This window comes from Terrabacter sp. GCM10028922, assembly GCF_042666095.1.
In the GTDB taxonomy this organism is placed as follows: domain Bacteria; phylum Actinomycetota; class Actinomycetes; order Actinomycetales; family Dermatophilaceae; genus Terrabacter.
This window is the reverse complement of sequence record NZ_JBHTFG010000004.1, coordinates 19454-32857: the sequence shown is the minus strand read 5'-3', so window position 1 is coordinate 32857 and position 13404 is coordinate 19454. Positions and strand designations below refer to the sequence as shown.

At 71.6% G+C, this 13404-nt stretch carries 14 protein-coding genes; 8 read left to right on the top strand and 6 right to left on the bottom strand.

From position 1 onward, the window contains the following. Nucleotides 1-177: 177 nt before the first annotated feature. The gene (locus ACFQU3_RS03770; RefSeq protein WP_385906706.1) at nucleotides 178-735 is read right to left on the bottom strand and encodes a hypothetical protein; all 558 of its coding nucleotides are present in this window, start codon (nucleotides 733-735) and stop codon (nucleotides 178-180) included. Continuing rightward, complete coding sequence (locus ACFQU3_RS03765) at nucleotides 735-1271, bottom strand: hypothetical protein (RefSeq protein WP_385906703.1); 537 nt, start codon at nucleotides 1269-1271, stop codon at nucleotides 735-737. The genes ACFQU3_RS03770 and ACFQU3_RS03765 overlap by 1 nt, the downstream gene beginning before the upstream one ends. 140 nt (nucleotides 1272-1411) lie before the next feature. Here ACFQU3_RS03765 and ACFQU3_RS03760 point away from each other — a divergent pair, with 140 nt between their 5' ends. Together ACFQU3_RS03760 and ACFQU3_RS03755 are read left to right on the top strand one after the other, a co-directional pair. After that, nucleotides 1412-1951, top strand: a complete 540-nt coding sequence (locus tag ACFQU3_RS03760) for an RNA polymerase sigma factor (RefSeq protein ID WP_385906700.1) — start codon at nucleotides 1412-1414, stop codon at nucleotides 1949-1951. Further along, nucleotides 1948-2559, top strand: a complete 612-nt coding sequence (locus tag ACFQU3_RS03755; protein ID WP_385906697.1) for a hypothetical protein — start codon at nucleotides 1948-1950, stop codon at nucleotides 2557-2559. Before ACFQU3_RS03760 ends, ACFQU3_RS03755 begins: the two co-directional genes overlap by 4 nt. 64 nt (nucleotides 2560-2623) lie before the next feature. Here the strand turns inward: ACFQU3_RS03755 and ACFQU3_RS03750 are convergent, their stop codons facing one another. Beyond that, a complete protein-coding gene (locus tag ACFQU3_RS03750) occupies nucleotides 2624-3079 on the bottom strand; it encodes a cobalamin B12-binding domain-containing protein (protein ID WP_385906694.1) in 456 nt (151 codons plus the stop codon). Nucleotides 3080-3158: 79 nt separating this feature from the next. On the opposite strand from ACFQU3_RS03750, the gene ACFQU3_RS03745 reads away from it, so the two are divergent. Both ACFQU3_RS03745 and ACFQU3_RS03740 read left to right on the top strand, forming a co-directional pair. Then, nucleotides 3159-4151: an esterase/lipase family protein gene (locus ACFQU3_RS03745; RefSeq protein WP_385906691.1), complete on the top strand. Its 993-nt coding sequence runs from the start codon at nucleotides 3159-3161 to the stop codon at nucleotides 4149-4151. A gap of 213 nt (nucleotides 4152-4364) precedes the next feature. Further along, the gene (locus tag ACFQU3_RS03740; protein WP_385906688.1) at nucleotides 4365-5201 is read left to right on the top strand and encodes a M23 family metallopeptidase; all 837 of its coding nucleotides are present in this window, start codon (nucleotides 4365-4367) and stop codon (nucleotides 5199-5201) included. 101 nt (nucleotides 5202-5302) lie between these two features. Here the strand turns inward: ACFQU3_RS03740 and pcrA are convergent, their stop codons facing one another. Beyond that, nucleotides 5303-7810: a DNA helicase PcrA gene (pcrA, locus tag ACFQU3_RS03735; protein WP_385906685.1), complete on the bottom strand. Its 2508-nt coding sequence runs from the start codon at nucleotides 7808-7810 to the stop codon at nucleotides 5303-5305. A gap of 102 nt (nucleotides 7811-7912) precedes the next feature. Between pcrA and ACFQU3_RS03730 the strand changes: the two genes are divergently transcribed. The 4 genes from ACFQU3_RS03730 to ACFQU3_RS03715 all read left to right on the top strand — a co-directional run bounded on the left by ACFQU3_RS03730 (nucleotide 7913) and on the right by ACFQU3_RS03715 (nucleotide 12799). Continuing rightward, nucleotides 7913-8410 carry a GNAT family N-acetyltransferase gene (locus ACFQU3_RS03730; protein ID WP_385906682.1) on the top strand — a complete coding sequence of 166 codons (498 nt, stop codon included), beginning with the start codon at nucleotides 7913-7915 and terminating at the stop codon, nucleotides 8408-8410. Nucleotides 8411-8444: 34 nt separating this feature from the next. Then, the gene (locus tag ACFQU3_RS03725; protein WP_385906679.1) at nucleotides 8445-9455 is read left to right on the top strand and encodes a quinone oxidoreductase family protein; all 1011 of its coding nucleotides are present in this window, start codon (nucleotides 8445-8447) and stop codon (nucleotides 9453-9455) included. Beyond that, nucleotides 9452-11038, top strand: coding sequence for an amidohydrolase (locus tag ACFQU3_RS03720; protein WP_385906676.1), 1587 nt, complete (start codon nucleotides 9452-9454; stop codon nucleotides 11036-11038). Before ACFQU3_RS03725 ends, ACFQU3_RS03720 begins: the two co-directional genes overlap by 4 nt. A gap of 93 nt (nucleotides 11039-11131) precedes the next feature. Then, nucleotides 11132-12799: a sigma factor-like helix-turn-helix DNA-binding protein gene (locus ACFQU3_RS03715; protein ID WP_385906673.1), complete on the top strand. Its 1668-nt coding sequence runs from the start codon at nucleotides 11132-11134 to the stop codon at nucleotides 12797-12799. On the opposite strand, the gene ACFQU3_RS03710 is transcribed toward ACFQU3_RS03715, so the two are convergent. Both ACFQU3_RS03710 and ACFQU3_RS03705 read right to left on the bottom strand, forming a co-directional pair. Further along, complete coding sequence (locus tag ACFQU3_RS03710) at nucleotides 12796-13011, bottom strand: hypothetical protein (protein ID WP_385906670.1); 216 nt, start codon at nucleotides 13009-13011, stop codon at nucleotides 12796-12798. The genes ACFQU3_RS03715 and ACFQU3_RS03710 overlap by 4 nt on opposite strands. A 30-nt stretch (nucleotides 13012-13041) precedes the next feature. Next, entirely contained in the window at nucleotides 13042-13404 is a 363-nt protein-coding gene (locus tag ACFQU3_RS03705; protein ID WP_385906667.1) for a hypothetical protein, read from the bottom strand.

The window sequence follows — 13404 nt, the reverse complement described above, 5'->3', positions numbered from 1 at the left end:
TTCCCGGGCTCGCGCACTCGCGCTCTCACGCTCGAAGGGGGCCCTGCGCCGGAGCGCAACCGAATCAGGCTGTCCCCCGGACTCTAGTGGCTCCGACCGCTGGCGACCCCATCGGGTCCACCCGACCGGACGAAGATCACACGCCCGTCCGGGCGAAACCCTGGCTCCCCACACGGCTCACCCGAGGTCGTATGCCGCCGAGCTCGCTGTTCGACGCGGCTCACCCCGCGTCGTCGCCCGGGACGTCGGCCGCGGGCGCAACCACGTGTGGAGGCCGAAGCCGAGCCAGACCGTGGCGACGACCAGCAGTCCGAGACCGGCCCAGGCCGCCGGCGGCGCGTCGGCTCCCTCCAGGCCGGGCCGGGCTCCCAGCACCGTGGCGGCCAGGCCCGCGACGAGCGCGACGACACCCACCGTGCGCGCCCGGAGGCTCTGCGAGCCCCAGAACCTGATGGCCAACGCTGTGCCCACCGCACCCGGGAGGAGGATCATTCCCGGACTCGCAAAGAGGAGGAGGCCCGGCACCCCCACCAGGCGCCACCACGCGCTCCGCCGCTCCCGTCTGGCCTGCGCCGTGACCCACCACCCTCCCCAGAGCACCGCACTCAACCCGACGATCGACGCCGTGCCCGCCCAGGAGAACTCCGGGTTCGTCGCGAGCAGCCGCATGAAGGCCCGTGCCAGCAGTCCCCACGCGATCCCGACGAGCAGCCCGCGGCCGAGGGCTCGGTACATCACCATTCCACCGGCAGGCAGGCCAGTCGCGGACCGGCCGCGCCCGTGGCCGGGTCGGTGGGCGACGCGTGCACGACCACGGACCGCGCCCCGGGCTCGACCGGGAAGCTCACGGCGGCGCTCGAGTCGCCTGCACCGGTCGAGTCGACGGTGAAGTCGAGCCACACCTCGGTCCGACCCGACACGACGACGAGGTCGTGGCCTGCGTGCGCGTCGGCGTTGTAGTGCCCGAGCGCAGCCGCCGGGGCGTCGGTACCGCACGGCCCGTTGTGCACGTGCGCCCCGAACGTCGTGCCCGCCACGGAGGGATCGACGCCGCGGACGTGCAGGACCGCGGTGGTACCCGACGTCCGGTCCACGAGCTGCAGCTGCGCCGACGCGTGGTCGAACGGGCCCGCCGTGGCCGTGCTGTAGTCCCGCAGCTCGTCGGCGAACCGCAGGACGGCCGCCCCCGCGACCGCTGTTGCCGCCAGCGCGACCGAGGCCGACACCCCGACGAGTACTGCCGTTCCCCCACGAAGTCCCTTGCGTTCCATGGCTTTCGCCTCCTCCAAAGTCGAGTGAACCTACACTTGGGAGACGCTCGTCACGGGGGCTCGGGGCGACAAGGATCCGACACAAAGATTCTTGAATCTGCTTGTCACCCAAACGCATTCATCGCTCGTCTGTCGAAGTGATGGACGGACTCACGGTAGGGGTCTCGACGACGAGAGATCAGGTCCCCGACGACTTCGAGTCGCAGGCCGCCGCACTCTTCAACGCGGAGGCCCCCTCCCTGCTGCACCTCGCCCGCTTCTACGTGGAGGACAAGACCGCGGCCGAGGACCTCGTGCAGGAGGCGTTCATCCGGTTGAGCCGGAGCATGGCAAGGCTGCGTGATCCAGCCCGTGGAGCCGCCTACCTCCGCTCGATCGTCATCAACCTCGCTCGCGACCACAACCGCCGCGGGCTGGTCTCGCTGCACCACCGCCCGCCACCGCCCGACGACGCCCCCTCGGCGGAGGAGGCGGCCCTGGGACACAGCATCCGCCAGGAGGTCATCGACGCCCTGCGTGCACTGCCGGGACGCCAACGCGACTGCCTGACCCTCCGCTACTACTACGACATGTCGCCGGCGGACATCGCCGACGGACTGGGGATGTCGGTCAACTCCGTCAAGACACACCTGCAGCGCGGCCTGCGCTCCCTGTCGGTCGCGCTCCGGGAGGACTCATGAGCGATATCGAGCACCTCATCGAGAAGGCGCTGCGCCCCCTCGGCGCGACACCCCCACCACCGTCGCGCGACCTCTTCGCGCGGGTCCTGAACTCGGTCGCCGACGACCGCGTCCGCCGCCGCCGCACGCGTCGCGTCCTGGCCCTGTGGGTCGCAGCCGTGGCAGCCGTGACCCTCCTCGTGACCACCCTGACCCCCCAGTCGAACGGAGAACTGCTCATGCCCTGGTGGATCCTCGAGCTCGGGACGAATCTCGTCCTCGTCGGCATCGCCCTCTGGCTCGGCCCCTTCATCAAGAGGTTCGGTCGCGCCTACGCCGCAGACGTCTTCCACGACAACCCGTTGACCGGCAAGAGCTACATCGTGCTGACGGACATCGTCTACTACCTCATCTTCACGGCCTACATCTGCTTCACGGTGAACTTCGCGCCCACGTCGGACTGGCAGAACGTCGGGACCGGCCTCGTCACTCCGCAGCAGCTCCAGTGGGAGGTCGTCCGGATCGGCGGCATCCTGCTGATCATCGGTGTCCTGCACGGCCTCAACATCGTGCTCATGCCCGTGCTGGGCCGGCTCTTCTCCCTCAACCGACGCGTCGACCGCACCTGACGGCGCTACGTCCCACAGGCATACGGCCGCGGCTCGCTCGAGCCAGCGGGCTCCAAGGGACGCGTCAGGCCGGGTGGACGTTGGCGCGCACCCAGCCGACGATCTCCATCGTCGTTGCGCCCGGTGTGAAGACCTTGGCCACCCCGAGCTTCTCGAGCTGCGGGATGTCGTCGTCGGGGATGATGCCACCGCCGAAGACGACGATGTCGCTCGCGTCGCGCTCGGCGAGCAGCTCGACGACGCGGGCGAAGAGGGTCAGGTGCGCACCGGAGAGGACGGAGAGCCCGACGACGTCGGCATCCTCCTGGATGGCCGCCTCGACGATCTGCTCGGGTGTCTGGTGCAGCCCCGTGTAGATGACCTCCATGCCGGCGTCGCGCAGTGCGCGGGCGACGACCTTTGCGCCACGGTCGTGGCCGTCGAGGCCCGGCTTGGCGACGACGACGCGGATGACGTCGGTCGACGGTGCACTCGACGTGGCAGGGACGGCAGCGGCCTCGGTGCCGGGGGTCTCGCTCATGCCGGGCACTCTAGCCAGCACCGTGAGACGCGGCGCGCAATAGTGATGCATCGCCCACCCCTCGGGGTACGGTCGGGAGGTGGCAGTGGCAGCACGAGCGGCAAAGACGCCGCGCCAGACCAGCACCGCGACGCGTGGCGCGAAGGGCCAGAGGGGCTTCTTCGCGGCCGTCGGGGAGGTGGCGGGTGCGCTGCTGAGCCCGACCGGTCTCGCGGGTGCCGCTCTCGAGGCGTCGTGGATGGGGCTGCACCTCGGGCTCTACCCCTTGGGGCTGCTCGGTTCCCGCGCCAGCGACCGCCGCCAGGGCTACCGCCTGGGGCACCTGCCACCGACGCAGCGGGGACTCGCCATCCGCAACGTCGAGGCGGCCGAGACGCCGATCCTGCTCGTCCACGGCATGGTCGACAACCGCTCGATCTTCACGGTCCTGCGCCGCGGTCTCGTCCGGCGCGGCTTCGGGCGCATCGAGACGATCAACTACTCGATCCTGACGGGCGACATCAGGGCGGCAGCCGCCGACCTCGGCGCCGAGGTCGAGCGGATCGTCGAGGAGACCGGCTACGAACGGATCCACGTCATCGGCCACTCGATGGGCGGCCTCATCGCCCGCTACTACGTGACCCGCCTCGGCGGCGACGCCCACGTGCACACGCTCGTCACGCTCGGCACGCCGCACCGCGGCAGCTACCTCGCCTACACGTGGAACAACAGCCTCACCCGGCAGCTGCGGCCGGGCAGCGCGCTGCTCGACGAGCTCGCCGGCCCGGTGCGCGACTGCCAGACCCGTTTCATCGTCTACTGGTCCGACCTCGACCAGGTCGTCGTCCCCCAGCGCAACGCGGCGCTCCACCACGACGACCTCAACGTGCACAACATCGCGCTGCACGGCGTCGGTCACATGAGCCTGCCCATCACGAGCAGCGTCGTCCATGGAATCTCCACGGCGCTCGCGCACCTCGACACGAGCGGCGCGACGGTCACACCCGGCGTGAGCGCCCTGCGCAGCCGCCGCGATACCACGTCGGACCCCCGTCGCGGTGGCAGCGGAGCCCGTGTCGCGGCACCTCGTTGATGCCGGGGCGCCACATCCGGCCGGCTCCGAGCGCGACACGGATCCGGCGTGTGCAAAACCTGTTGCGAGCCGCCTCGATGCCCTAATGTCGTGCGCAGTCGCGACCTCCACCGCGACTTTGTGACGTCCAGAGACGTGGCGCCCGATTTTGGATAACGAAATGGTCACGTTAGGCTGGCGGCTCGCAACCTGTGAACGATAGGTAAGTCTTTCGTGCCCAAAACCAGTTACGTCGGTCGACATCGGCCGGCAGCCAAGCCATCGCGGGGTCGACAGTTCGTCGTCCCCGTTGCTCTGCTCTCCTCCACCGTCGCCGGTGGCCTCGTCATCCGTGACGCGGGCGCGAGCCAGCTGAGCGCCGAGGCTGCCGCCATGAAGAACGTCTCGAACTCCGTCGCCGGTCTGGGCCTCGCCGCAGACCCCGACGCCGTGGCCGCGGCCGCCGCGAACCGAGCAGGGGCACGCTCGTCGCGCGACATGGCCCGTGACGCGAAGACGCTGATCGTCGGAGCCACCGAGACTGCCGAAGGTGCCGCGGCCAGGGCGAAGGCCGCCGCCGACAAGGCGGCCGCGGACAAGGCCGCCGCCGCCAAGGCGAAGGCCGATGCCGCCGCCAAGGCCAAGCGTGAGGCGCTCGAGCGCGCGATCGCCCGGTCGCACCGCTGGGTCTCCCCCGTCTCCGGCTACACCCTCACGTCGGGCTTCGGCTGGCGCTGGGGCAAGATGCACCCGGCCCAGGACCTCGCCTGCCCCACGGGCACCTCGGTCCGCGCGCTGTCCTCCGGCACCGTCGTCTTCGCCGGCTGGTCCAACGAGGGCTACGGCTACATGGTCAAGATCCGCTACTGGGACGGCACCGTCTCGTGGATGGCCCACAACAGCCGCCTGCTCGTCTCCATCGGCGAAGAGGTCTCCCCCGGCCAGCGCGTCGCCTACAGCGGGAGCACCGGCAACTCGACCGGTCCCCACGTGCACCTCGAGATCCACCCCGACGACGGCTCGGCCGTCGCCCCCGTGACCTGGCTCGCCAAGCGCGGCGTCTATCTCTGACCGAGGTCCTTCACGACCCGAGGCCCGTCCCCTTCCGGAACGGGCCTCGTCGCATCTCCGGCGTATGCCGTTGCGCCAGAAGGAGACCGGGGCATCGGCCCCTAGAGCTTGACGAGCGGGGCGTAACGCAGCAGCAGGCGCTTCGTGCCGGTGTCGGCTCCGAAGTCGACGTGGGCCATCGACTTGTCGCCATCACCCTCGACACGGACCACGGTGCCGAGCCCGAACGCGTCGTGGCTGACGCGGTCGCCCGACTGGAGCGCGATGACGGGGCGCTTGCCGGCGCTGCGGACGCCCGGACGTGCCGCCAGCGTCGCGACCGCCGGCTGGCCGGCGCCTCGCGCGCCGCTGAACGACGGGCCGAGCCGCTGCCAGTCGAGCAGGTCGCCGGGGATCTCGTCGAGGAAGCGCGACGGCGGGTTGTACTGCGGCGCACCCCAGGCCGAGCGAACTGCCGCTCGTGAGAGGTAGAGCCGCTCCCGGGCTCGGGTGATGCCGACGTAGGCGAGGCGACGCTCCTCCTCGAGCTCCTTCGGGTCACCCAGGGCGCGCATGTGCGGGAACGTGCCGTCCTCCATGCCGGTCAGGAAGACGACCGGGAACTCGAGACCCTTGGCGGTGTGCAACGTCATCAGGGTGACGACCCCCTGCGCCTGCGCCTCGGGCTCGTCGGGGATCTCGTCGGCGTCGGCGACGAGCGAGACCTGCTCGAGGAACTCCTCGAGATCGGTTGCGGGGCCGACGTCCTCGGCCTCCTGGCCGGGCACGACGCCCGCTTCGATGTCGGCGCTCTCCTGCGCCTTGCGGTCGTCGAACTCCTGCGCCACGGCGACGAGCTCGGCGAGGTTCTCGACGCGGGTCTCGTCCTGTGGGTCGTGGCTCGCGCGCAGCTCCGCGAGGTAGCCGCTCTGCTCGAGCACCGCCTCGAGGAGGATCGCGATCCCCCCACCGCCCTCGCGGACGACACGCAGGGCCTCGAGCATGTCGGTGAAGCCCTTGATCGCCGCCACCGAGCGCGTCGCGATGCCCGGTGCGTCCTCGGCCCTGCCGAGCGCCGCCACGAACGGGATGCGCTCGCGCTCGGCCAGGGCCGCGACACAGGCCTCGGCGCGGTCGCCGATGCCGCGCTTGGGCACGTTGAGGATGCGCCGCAGGTTGACCGTGTCGGTCGGGTTGGAGATGACCCGGAGGTACGCGAGGGCATCCTTGATCTCGCGCCGCTCGTAGAAGCGGGTGCCGCCGACCACCTTGTAGGGCAGCCCGACTCGCACCAGCACCTCCTCGATGGCGCGGCTCTGCGCGTTGGTGCGGTAGAAGACTGCGACGTCACCGGGCTTGACCTCGCCCTCGGCGGCGAGGTCGTCGATCTGCTTCGCGACGAACGCTGCCTCGTCGTGCTCGTTGTCGGCGACGTAGCCGACGATCATCGCGCCGTCGCCGGAGTCGGTCCAGAGGTTCTTGGCGCGGCGCCCCTCGTTGCGGGCGATGACGGAGTTGGCCGCGCGCAGGATGCGCTGTGTCGAGCGGTAGTTCTGCTCGAGCAGGATCGTGCGCGCGTCGGGGTAGTCGTTCTCGAACTCGAGGATGTTACGGATCGTCGCGCCGCGGAAGGCGTAGATGGACTGGTCGGAGTCGCCGACGACGCACAGCTCGGCCGGCGGCACGGCATAGGCGCCCTCGGGGCCCTTGACCTCGCCCACGAGCTCCTTGATGAGCTGGTACTGCGCCTGGTTGGTGTCCTGGTACTCGTCGACGAGGACGTGGCGGAAACGACGGCGGTAGTACTCGGCGACGTCGGGGAAGGCCTGCAGGATGTTGACGGTCATCATGATGATGTCGTCGAAGTCGAGCGCGTTGGCCTGGCGCAGGCGGCGTTGGTACTGGGTGTACGCGTCGGAGACGGTGCGCTCGTAATGGTTGCCCTCACTCACCTGGCCGGCGTAGGTCTCCTCGTCGATGAGCTCGTTCTTGAGGTTGCTGACCTGCGCGGAGAAGCTGCGCGGGGGGTAGCGCTTCGGGTCGAGGTCGAGGTCGCGCAGCACGAGGCTCATGAGCCGCTGGCTGTCGGCGGCGTCGTAGATCGAGAAGGTCGACTTCATGCCGACCTTGGCTGCCTCGCGGCGCAGGATGCGCACGCACGCAGAGTGGAACGTCATGACCCACATGGCCCGCGCGCGCGGCCCGACGAGCGCCTCGACTCGCTCGCGCATCTCGGCGGCCGCCTTGTTGGTGAAGGTGATCGCGAGGATCTGGCCCGGCTGGGCGTGACGCTCACCGAGCAGCCACGCGATGCGGTGGGTCAGCACGCGCGTCTTGCCCGACCCGGCGCCGGCGACGATGAGCAGGGGTGTGCCCTCGTGGACGACCGCCTCGCGCTGCTGCGGGTTGAGGCCCGCGAGCAGCACGGCGGGATCGAGCTCGGCCCGCACCTCGGGGGACACCTCGACGCCACCGCGCGCGGCGGCCTCGGCCCACGTCGGGACACCCTGGTCCGTGACGTCGGCACGCCTCGGCCGCCCCGACCCTCCCGACCGCGCAGACCCCTCGGAGGGCCCGTCCTGACCGTGCTCGAATCCGGGGATGGGAAGGTCGTCGAAGAGCGTGCTCATGATGGTCCAAGCCTACGTCGGACCGCCCACAGCGCCTGACCGCCGCTCCACAAGGACCGCTACGACGTACCGGGCCTCGACGCACCCGGGCCGGCAGGCAGGATGGGGCGGGTGAGCGACATCGAGATCCGCGAGGCCACAGCGTCCGACGTGCCCGACCTCATCCGGCTCGTGCAGGCCCTGGCCGCGTACGAGAAGGAGCCCGACGCGGCCACCGCGACTCCGCAGCAGTTCGCCGACGCCCTCTTTCCCGCCCAGGGCGACCCCACGGCATTCGCCCTCGTCGGGGTGCGGGAGGGCGCGGTCGTCGCGATGGCGATCTGGTTCCGCAGCTTCTCGACGTGGACCGGGCAGGCCGGCATCTGGCTCGAGGACCTCTTCGTCGACCCGCACCAGCGGGGCCACGGCATCGGCAAGGCGCTGCTGGCGCGGCTCGCGGCGACCTGCATCGAACGCGGCTGGACCCGGCTCGAGTGGGCGGTCCTCGACTGGAACACGCCGTCGATCGAGTTCTACCGCGCGCACGGCGCCCGCACGCTCGACGACTGGACGACCTTCCGCCTCGACGGAGACGGGCTGGCCCGGCTCGCCTCCGCCTGATGCTCCCCGGGAGGCCGGTCGTAGGGTGGCGGGCATGACCCACGCGACCAGCGTCTTCGTCTCCGAGCCCGGCGACCGCAGCGTCCTCGAGGTGCGCACCCACGACCTGCCGGACCCCGCAGAGGGCGAGGTGCAGGTGCAGGTCGCCGCCGCCGGCGTGAACTTCATCGACGTCTACAAGCGCCAGGGCGTCTACCCCATGGCGACGCCGTTCGTCCTCGGCGAGGAGGGCGCAGGCACCGTGACGGCGGTCGGCCCCGGCGTCACGGGCGTCGCCGTCGGCGACCGCGTCGCCTGGTGCCAGTCGACGGGCAGCGAGTCGACCCTCGTCAACAAGCCCGCCCCCCTCGTCGTGCCCGTCCCTGACGGCGTCGACCTCGAGGTCGCCGCCGCCGCCATGCTCCAGGGCCTCACCGCGCACTACCTCGTCACGAGCACGTATGCCGTCAAGGAGGGTGACATCGCCCTCGTGCACGCCGCAGCGGGCGGGGTCGGGCAGCTGCTCGTGCAGATGGTCACGGCACGCGGCGCCACCGTCGTGGCGACGGCCGGATCCGACGAGAAGCTCGAGATCGCAAGGCGGCTCGGCGCCCAGCACCTCATCAACTACTCCACGACAGACGACCTCGCCGGGGCCGTGCGGTCGGCTGCCGGGCGTGGCGTCGACGTCGCCTACGACGGTGTCGGCAAGGCCACCTTCGACGCGTCGCTCGCCTCCCTGCGACCGCGCGGCATGATGGTCCTCTTCGGCGGAGCCAGCGGCCAGGTGCCTCCCTTCGACATCCAGCGGCTCAACACCAGCGGGTCGCTCTTCCTCACCCGTCCGACGCTCGGCAGCTACGTCGCCGAGCGGGCCGAGTTCGAGTGGCGCGCCGACGAGGTGCTCGGCGCGGTCGCCGACGGCTCGCTGTCGATCGACATCGGCGGGCGCTACCCGCTGTCGGAGGCGGCGGCAGCCTACGAGGCGCTCGAGGGACGGCGCACGACGGGCAAGCTCATCCTGTTGCCCGGGGCTCCCGGGGCTCCCGGGGCGCCCGGAGCATGAGCCGCACCCTCTTCCAGCACGAGCGCATCTGGACCGGCACCGCGTCCGACCCGTGGACCGACGCCCTCCTCGTCGAGGACGGACGCGTCGTCGCGGTCGGTGCCGAGGCGCGGGAGGCCGCGTCCGCCGGCGCCGCGGGCAGCACGGCATCCGTCGTCGACCTGCCCGGAGCGCTCGTCATGCCCGGTCTGCACGACGCCCACATCCACACGGCCTGGCTCTCGCGCGACGCGTCCTCGGTCGACCTGCGCGAGGCACGGTCGCTCGAGGAGACGCTCGACCTCGTGCGCGCCCACGCCGAAGGCCTGCCCGAGGGCGAGTGGCTGCACAGCGGGCGCTGGAACCACAACCGATGGGCCGTGCCCGAGCAACCCGACCGGCACGCACTCGACACCGTGTCCGGCAACCGGGTCGCCGCTCTCGCGAGCACCGACGGGCACACCATCTGGGCGAACTCCCTTGCGCTGCAACGAGCCGGTATCACTCGCGACACGCCTGACCCCGTCGGCGGCGAGATCGTGCGCGACGCGCACGGCGAGCCGACCGGCATCCTGCGCGAGTCGGCCCAGGAGCTGCTCGACGTCATCCCGCACGAGCGGTCACCGCTCCGGCCCTGGCTCGAGCGCTGCCAGGACCGGTTGCTGTCTGTCGGGCTCACGAGCATCACCGACATCGACGGCGAGGACGCGCGGGCCGCCTACGCCGAGCTGCACGCCGACGGCGCACTGCGGTTGCGCGTCACCAAGTGCACCCGTGACCCCGACCTCGAGCTCGCGATCTCCGAGGGCCGGCGCTCGGGGCAGGGGGACGACCGCTTCCGGGTCGGGCCCGTCAAGTTCTTCAGCGACGGTGCGCTCGGCTCGCACACGGCGCACATGACCGAGCCGTTCATCGGCCACGAGGGGTGCGGCATCGCGGCCATGCCCTACGAGGTCCTGCTCGAGCGCACCCTCCTCGCGGCGAGGTCGGGGCTCGACGTCGTCACCCACGCCATCGGTGACGAGGCCAACCGGCTCGTGCTCGACTCGTTCGCGGCGGTCCGGGCGGAGGACCTCGACGTGCTGCTGCGCGTCGAGCACGCACAGCACGTGCGGCCCGTGGACATCCCGCGGTTCCGGGCACTCGACGTCGTCGCCTCGATGCAGCCGAGCCACTGCACCGCTGACCTCGAGCTCGCCGACGAGATCATCGGGCCACGGCGGCTCGCCTCGTACGCCTGGCGCAGCTTCCTCGACGCCGGCGTCCGGGTCGCCTTCGGCTCCGATGCTCCCGTCGAGGACCCGAACCCGTTCCACGGCCTGCACGCCGCCGTCACCAGGACGCGGGCCGACGGCACGCCCGTCGGGGGTTGGCGCCCCGAGGAGCGGGTCTCGCTCGACGAGGCGGTGCACGCCTTCACCGTCGCCGCGCACGAGTCGGTCGGACGCACCGACGTCGGTCGGCTCGCGCCCGGCCAGCTCGCCGACCTGCTTGCGGTCGACCGCGACCTCTGGGCGCTCGAGGAGTCGTCTCCGGCCGACATCCGCGACGCCGTCGTGCTCCAGACCTGGGTCGGCGGGGAGCTCGCCTTCACGCGGGACTGAGCGAGGCGGCATACGGCCGGAGCCGCTCAGGGGCAGCGCCGAGGACGGTGCGCACGGGGCCGAGGTACGTCCATCCTGTAGGGAGGAGGACGCATGCGCGAGATCGACGCCGACTTCGCCGCCTACGTGCGGGCGCGACAGCTGCGACTGCTTCGCGCCGCGCAGCTCGTGTGCGGCGACCTCGCGCGGGCCGAGCGCCTGGTGCTGCACGCGTTCACGAGCCTCGCGCTCCACTGGGACCACGTGCGCGCGAGGACGCCCGACGCCTACGTACGCCCGCGCGTCCACCGCGCCGCCCTGACCGCCGCGGAGGCCGACGAGCGTGCCGGCGGCACGTCCCCCGCGGTCCCGTTTCGCCTGCGCCGGCTCACGCCCCGACAACGGGCAGTGCTCGTGCTGCAGTGGTACGACGGGCGGACGGTCGACGACACGGCCGGCGTCCTGGGGATCTCCCCGGAACAGGTCCGCGAACTTGCCGACGCCGGCCGGGTCGCCCTCGCGTCCGGCGACGAGCAGCCCCCGTACGACGTCGAGGTCATGGCGTTGCTCGAGGCGGCGAGTGCGCCGGTCCGCGAGGTGGACCTGGCCGAACGGGCCTGGCACGACGCGCTGCTGCACCGATCGACGACGCGTCGGCGGGCACTCACGGGCGTCGCCGCGGCCGCGCTCGTCGTCGGTGGCGCAGCCCTCGCCGGTCATGAGCCGACGGTGACCGGGCTGACCGTTCCCTCGCCGGTGAGCCTGACTCCGGTGCCGCGGGCCGAGCAGGCGGTGTGGCGCACGACCGCCGACGGCCTCCGGTACGTCGTCGCGCCGCCTGCCGGCACCGAGTCGACGCTCCCGCCGATCCGTACAGGGCTCCCAGAGGTCATCGACCCGAGGAGCAACCACCGTCGGGTGAGCACGCTGGCCCCCGGTGTGCTGGGGGCGTTCGGCGACGCCGTGTACCTCGAGGAGCGATCGCCCGGCCGGTGGGTTCCGGTCGTCGTCTGGGGCGACGGCGAACAGCTCACCGTGGACACCGTCCTGCTGACCGACGTGCGTACGACGGCTGGTGTGTCGAAGCCTCCGCTGGGGATCTGGGCGTTCTCGGGCGACAAGACCATGATGGCCTTCGCCCAGCCGGGCAAGGTGGTCGTCTTCGACGTGGGTACGCGCACCGTGCGGACGACGGCGATCCCCTCCCCGACCCTCGAGTGGGCGTCGTGGCGCGGCAACCACCTGCTGGCGGGCTCCGCCGACGGCACGTGGTCGCCCGGCCTGTCGCCGCTCTGGCCCGGGCCGGAGCCACCACGACGTCCAGGCGCGAGGGAGTACCGCGTCGTGGGCGCTCGCACCGTCCTCGACGACCACCCGCCGAACCCGGCTGACCGGCCCACGCCCGTCGGCTGGCCGCGTACCCGCCCCGTCGGCGAGACCGTGTCGGACGCCGACCAGTACGCGTCCGCGTTCAGCATCGACGCCGACGACGCGCGCGACCTCGTTGCCGTCCGACCTCGAAACGTCATCGTCGCGACGAACGCGCTCGGCCGCGACCGGATGCTCGTCTTCGGCGAGGAGCAGCCGCGATCCACCGACTGCTGCTCGGTGCTCGGGTGGACCGTGCGCGGCGAGCTCGTGTACCTCTCGGTCGCGCCCTCCGAGACGTGGGTCATGGCGTGGAACGTCGAGACCGGCATCGTGCACCGGGTCTCGCACTTCCTCACGTCCGACGCCGTGCCACCGGTCATCGCACTCGGAGCGCGCTTCACCGTCGGCTAGGGCGCCCCGGGGACGACGGAGAGCAGCAGGGTGGCGAACCACGTCAGCCCTCCGACCGCGAGCAGGAAGATCCCGATGACGGCCATGTTCCCCGCCCCTTCGGCCTGCGAGACGAGGCGGCGCCGGCGCCCGAGGACGACGAGAGCCGTGCCGACGAGGAGCCACACGAGTCCGACGAGCAGACCGGCGAGAACGCCTGCGTTCCAACGCATCTCAGGCGCCGCGCGGTGGGAGGACGACCGTCACCACAGTGCCGCGACGAGGACGTTGACGGTGGCGCCACCGCCGGCGATGTCGAGGAGCCGGCCGGTGTCCTCGCCCCTGCGGGCGCGGGCGGCCCCGATCTCTGCAACGGCCACCACGACGAGCGCGATGGCGAGCTTGACGGCGATCTTCGTGTTGTTGACGACGTGCTCGTCGTCCTTGACGGCGGAGGCGATCCCGACGAGGAGGAAACCCGTGAGGATCTGGGCGCGGGCGCCCCACAGGATGGGGGCGGTCACGGTGCGTCCCGTCCGGACGGCGACCCACCCGCCGACGACCGCGGCCATGCCGAGCAGGTGGAGGGCGACGAGAAGGTTGTAGGCGAGGTCCATGGCGGTCAT

What these genes read in the sequence shown, in the direction of transcription:
- ACFQU3_RS03725 (WP_385906679.1), top strand. Translation starts at nt 8,445, where the DNA reads ATGACCCACGCGACCAGCGTCTTCGTCTCCGAGCCCGGCGACCGCAGC.
- ACFQU3_RS03710 (WP_385906670.1), bottom strand. Translation starts at nt 13,011, where the DNA reads ATGCGTTGGAACGCAGGCGTTCTCGCCGGTCTGCTCGTCGGACTCGTG.
- ACFQU3_RS03755 (WP_385906697.1), top strand. Translation starts at nt 1,948, where the DNA reads ATGAGCGATATCGAGCACCTCATCGAGAAGGCGCTGCGCCCCCTCGGC.
- ACFQU3_RS03750 (WP_385906694.1), bottom strand. Translation starts at nt 3,079, where the DNA reads ATGAGCGAGACCCCCGGCACCGAGGCCGCTGCCGTCCCTGCCACGTCG.
- ACFQU3_RS03730 (WP_385906682.1), top strand. Translation starts at nt 7,913, where the DNA reads ATGGGGCGGGTGAGCGACATCGAGATCCGCGAGGCCACAGCGTCCGAC.
- ACFQU3_RS03715 (WP_385906673.1), top strand. Translation starts at nt 11,132, where the DNA reads ATGCGCGAGATCGACGCCGACTTCGCCGCCTACGTGCGGGCGCGACAG.
- pcrA (WP_385906685.1), bottom strand. Translation starts at nt 7,810, where the DNA reads ATGAGCACGCTCTTCGACGACCTTCCCATCCCCGGATTCGAGCACGGT.
- ACFQU3_RS03720 (WP_385906676.1), top strand. Translation starts at nt 9,452, where the DNA reads ATGAGCCGCACCCTCTTCCAGCACGAGCGCATCTGGACCGGCACCGCG.
- ACFQU3_RS03770 (WP_385906706.1), bottom strand. Translation starts at nt 735, where the DNA reads ATGTACCGAGCCCTCGGCCGCGGGCTGCTCGTCGGGATCGCGTGGGGA.
- ACFQU3_RS03705 (WP_385906667.1), bottom strand. Translation starts at nt 13,404, where the DNA reads ATGACCGCCATGGACCTCGCCTACAACCTTCTCGTCGCCCTCCACCTG.
- ACFQU3_RS03765 (WP_385906703.1), bottom strand. Translation starts at nt 1,271, where the DNA reads ATGGAACGCAAGGGACTTCGTGGGGGAACGGCAGTACTCGTCGGGGTG.
- ACFQU3_RS03760 (WP_385906700.1), top strand. Translation starts at nt 1,412, where the DNA reads ATGGACGGACTCACGGTAGGGGTCTCGACGACGAGAGATCAGGTCCCC.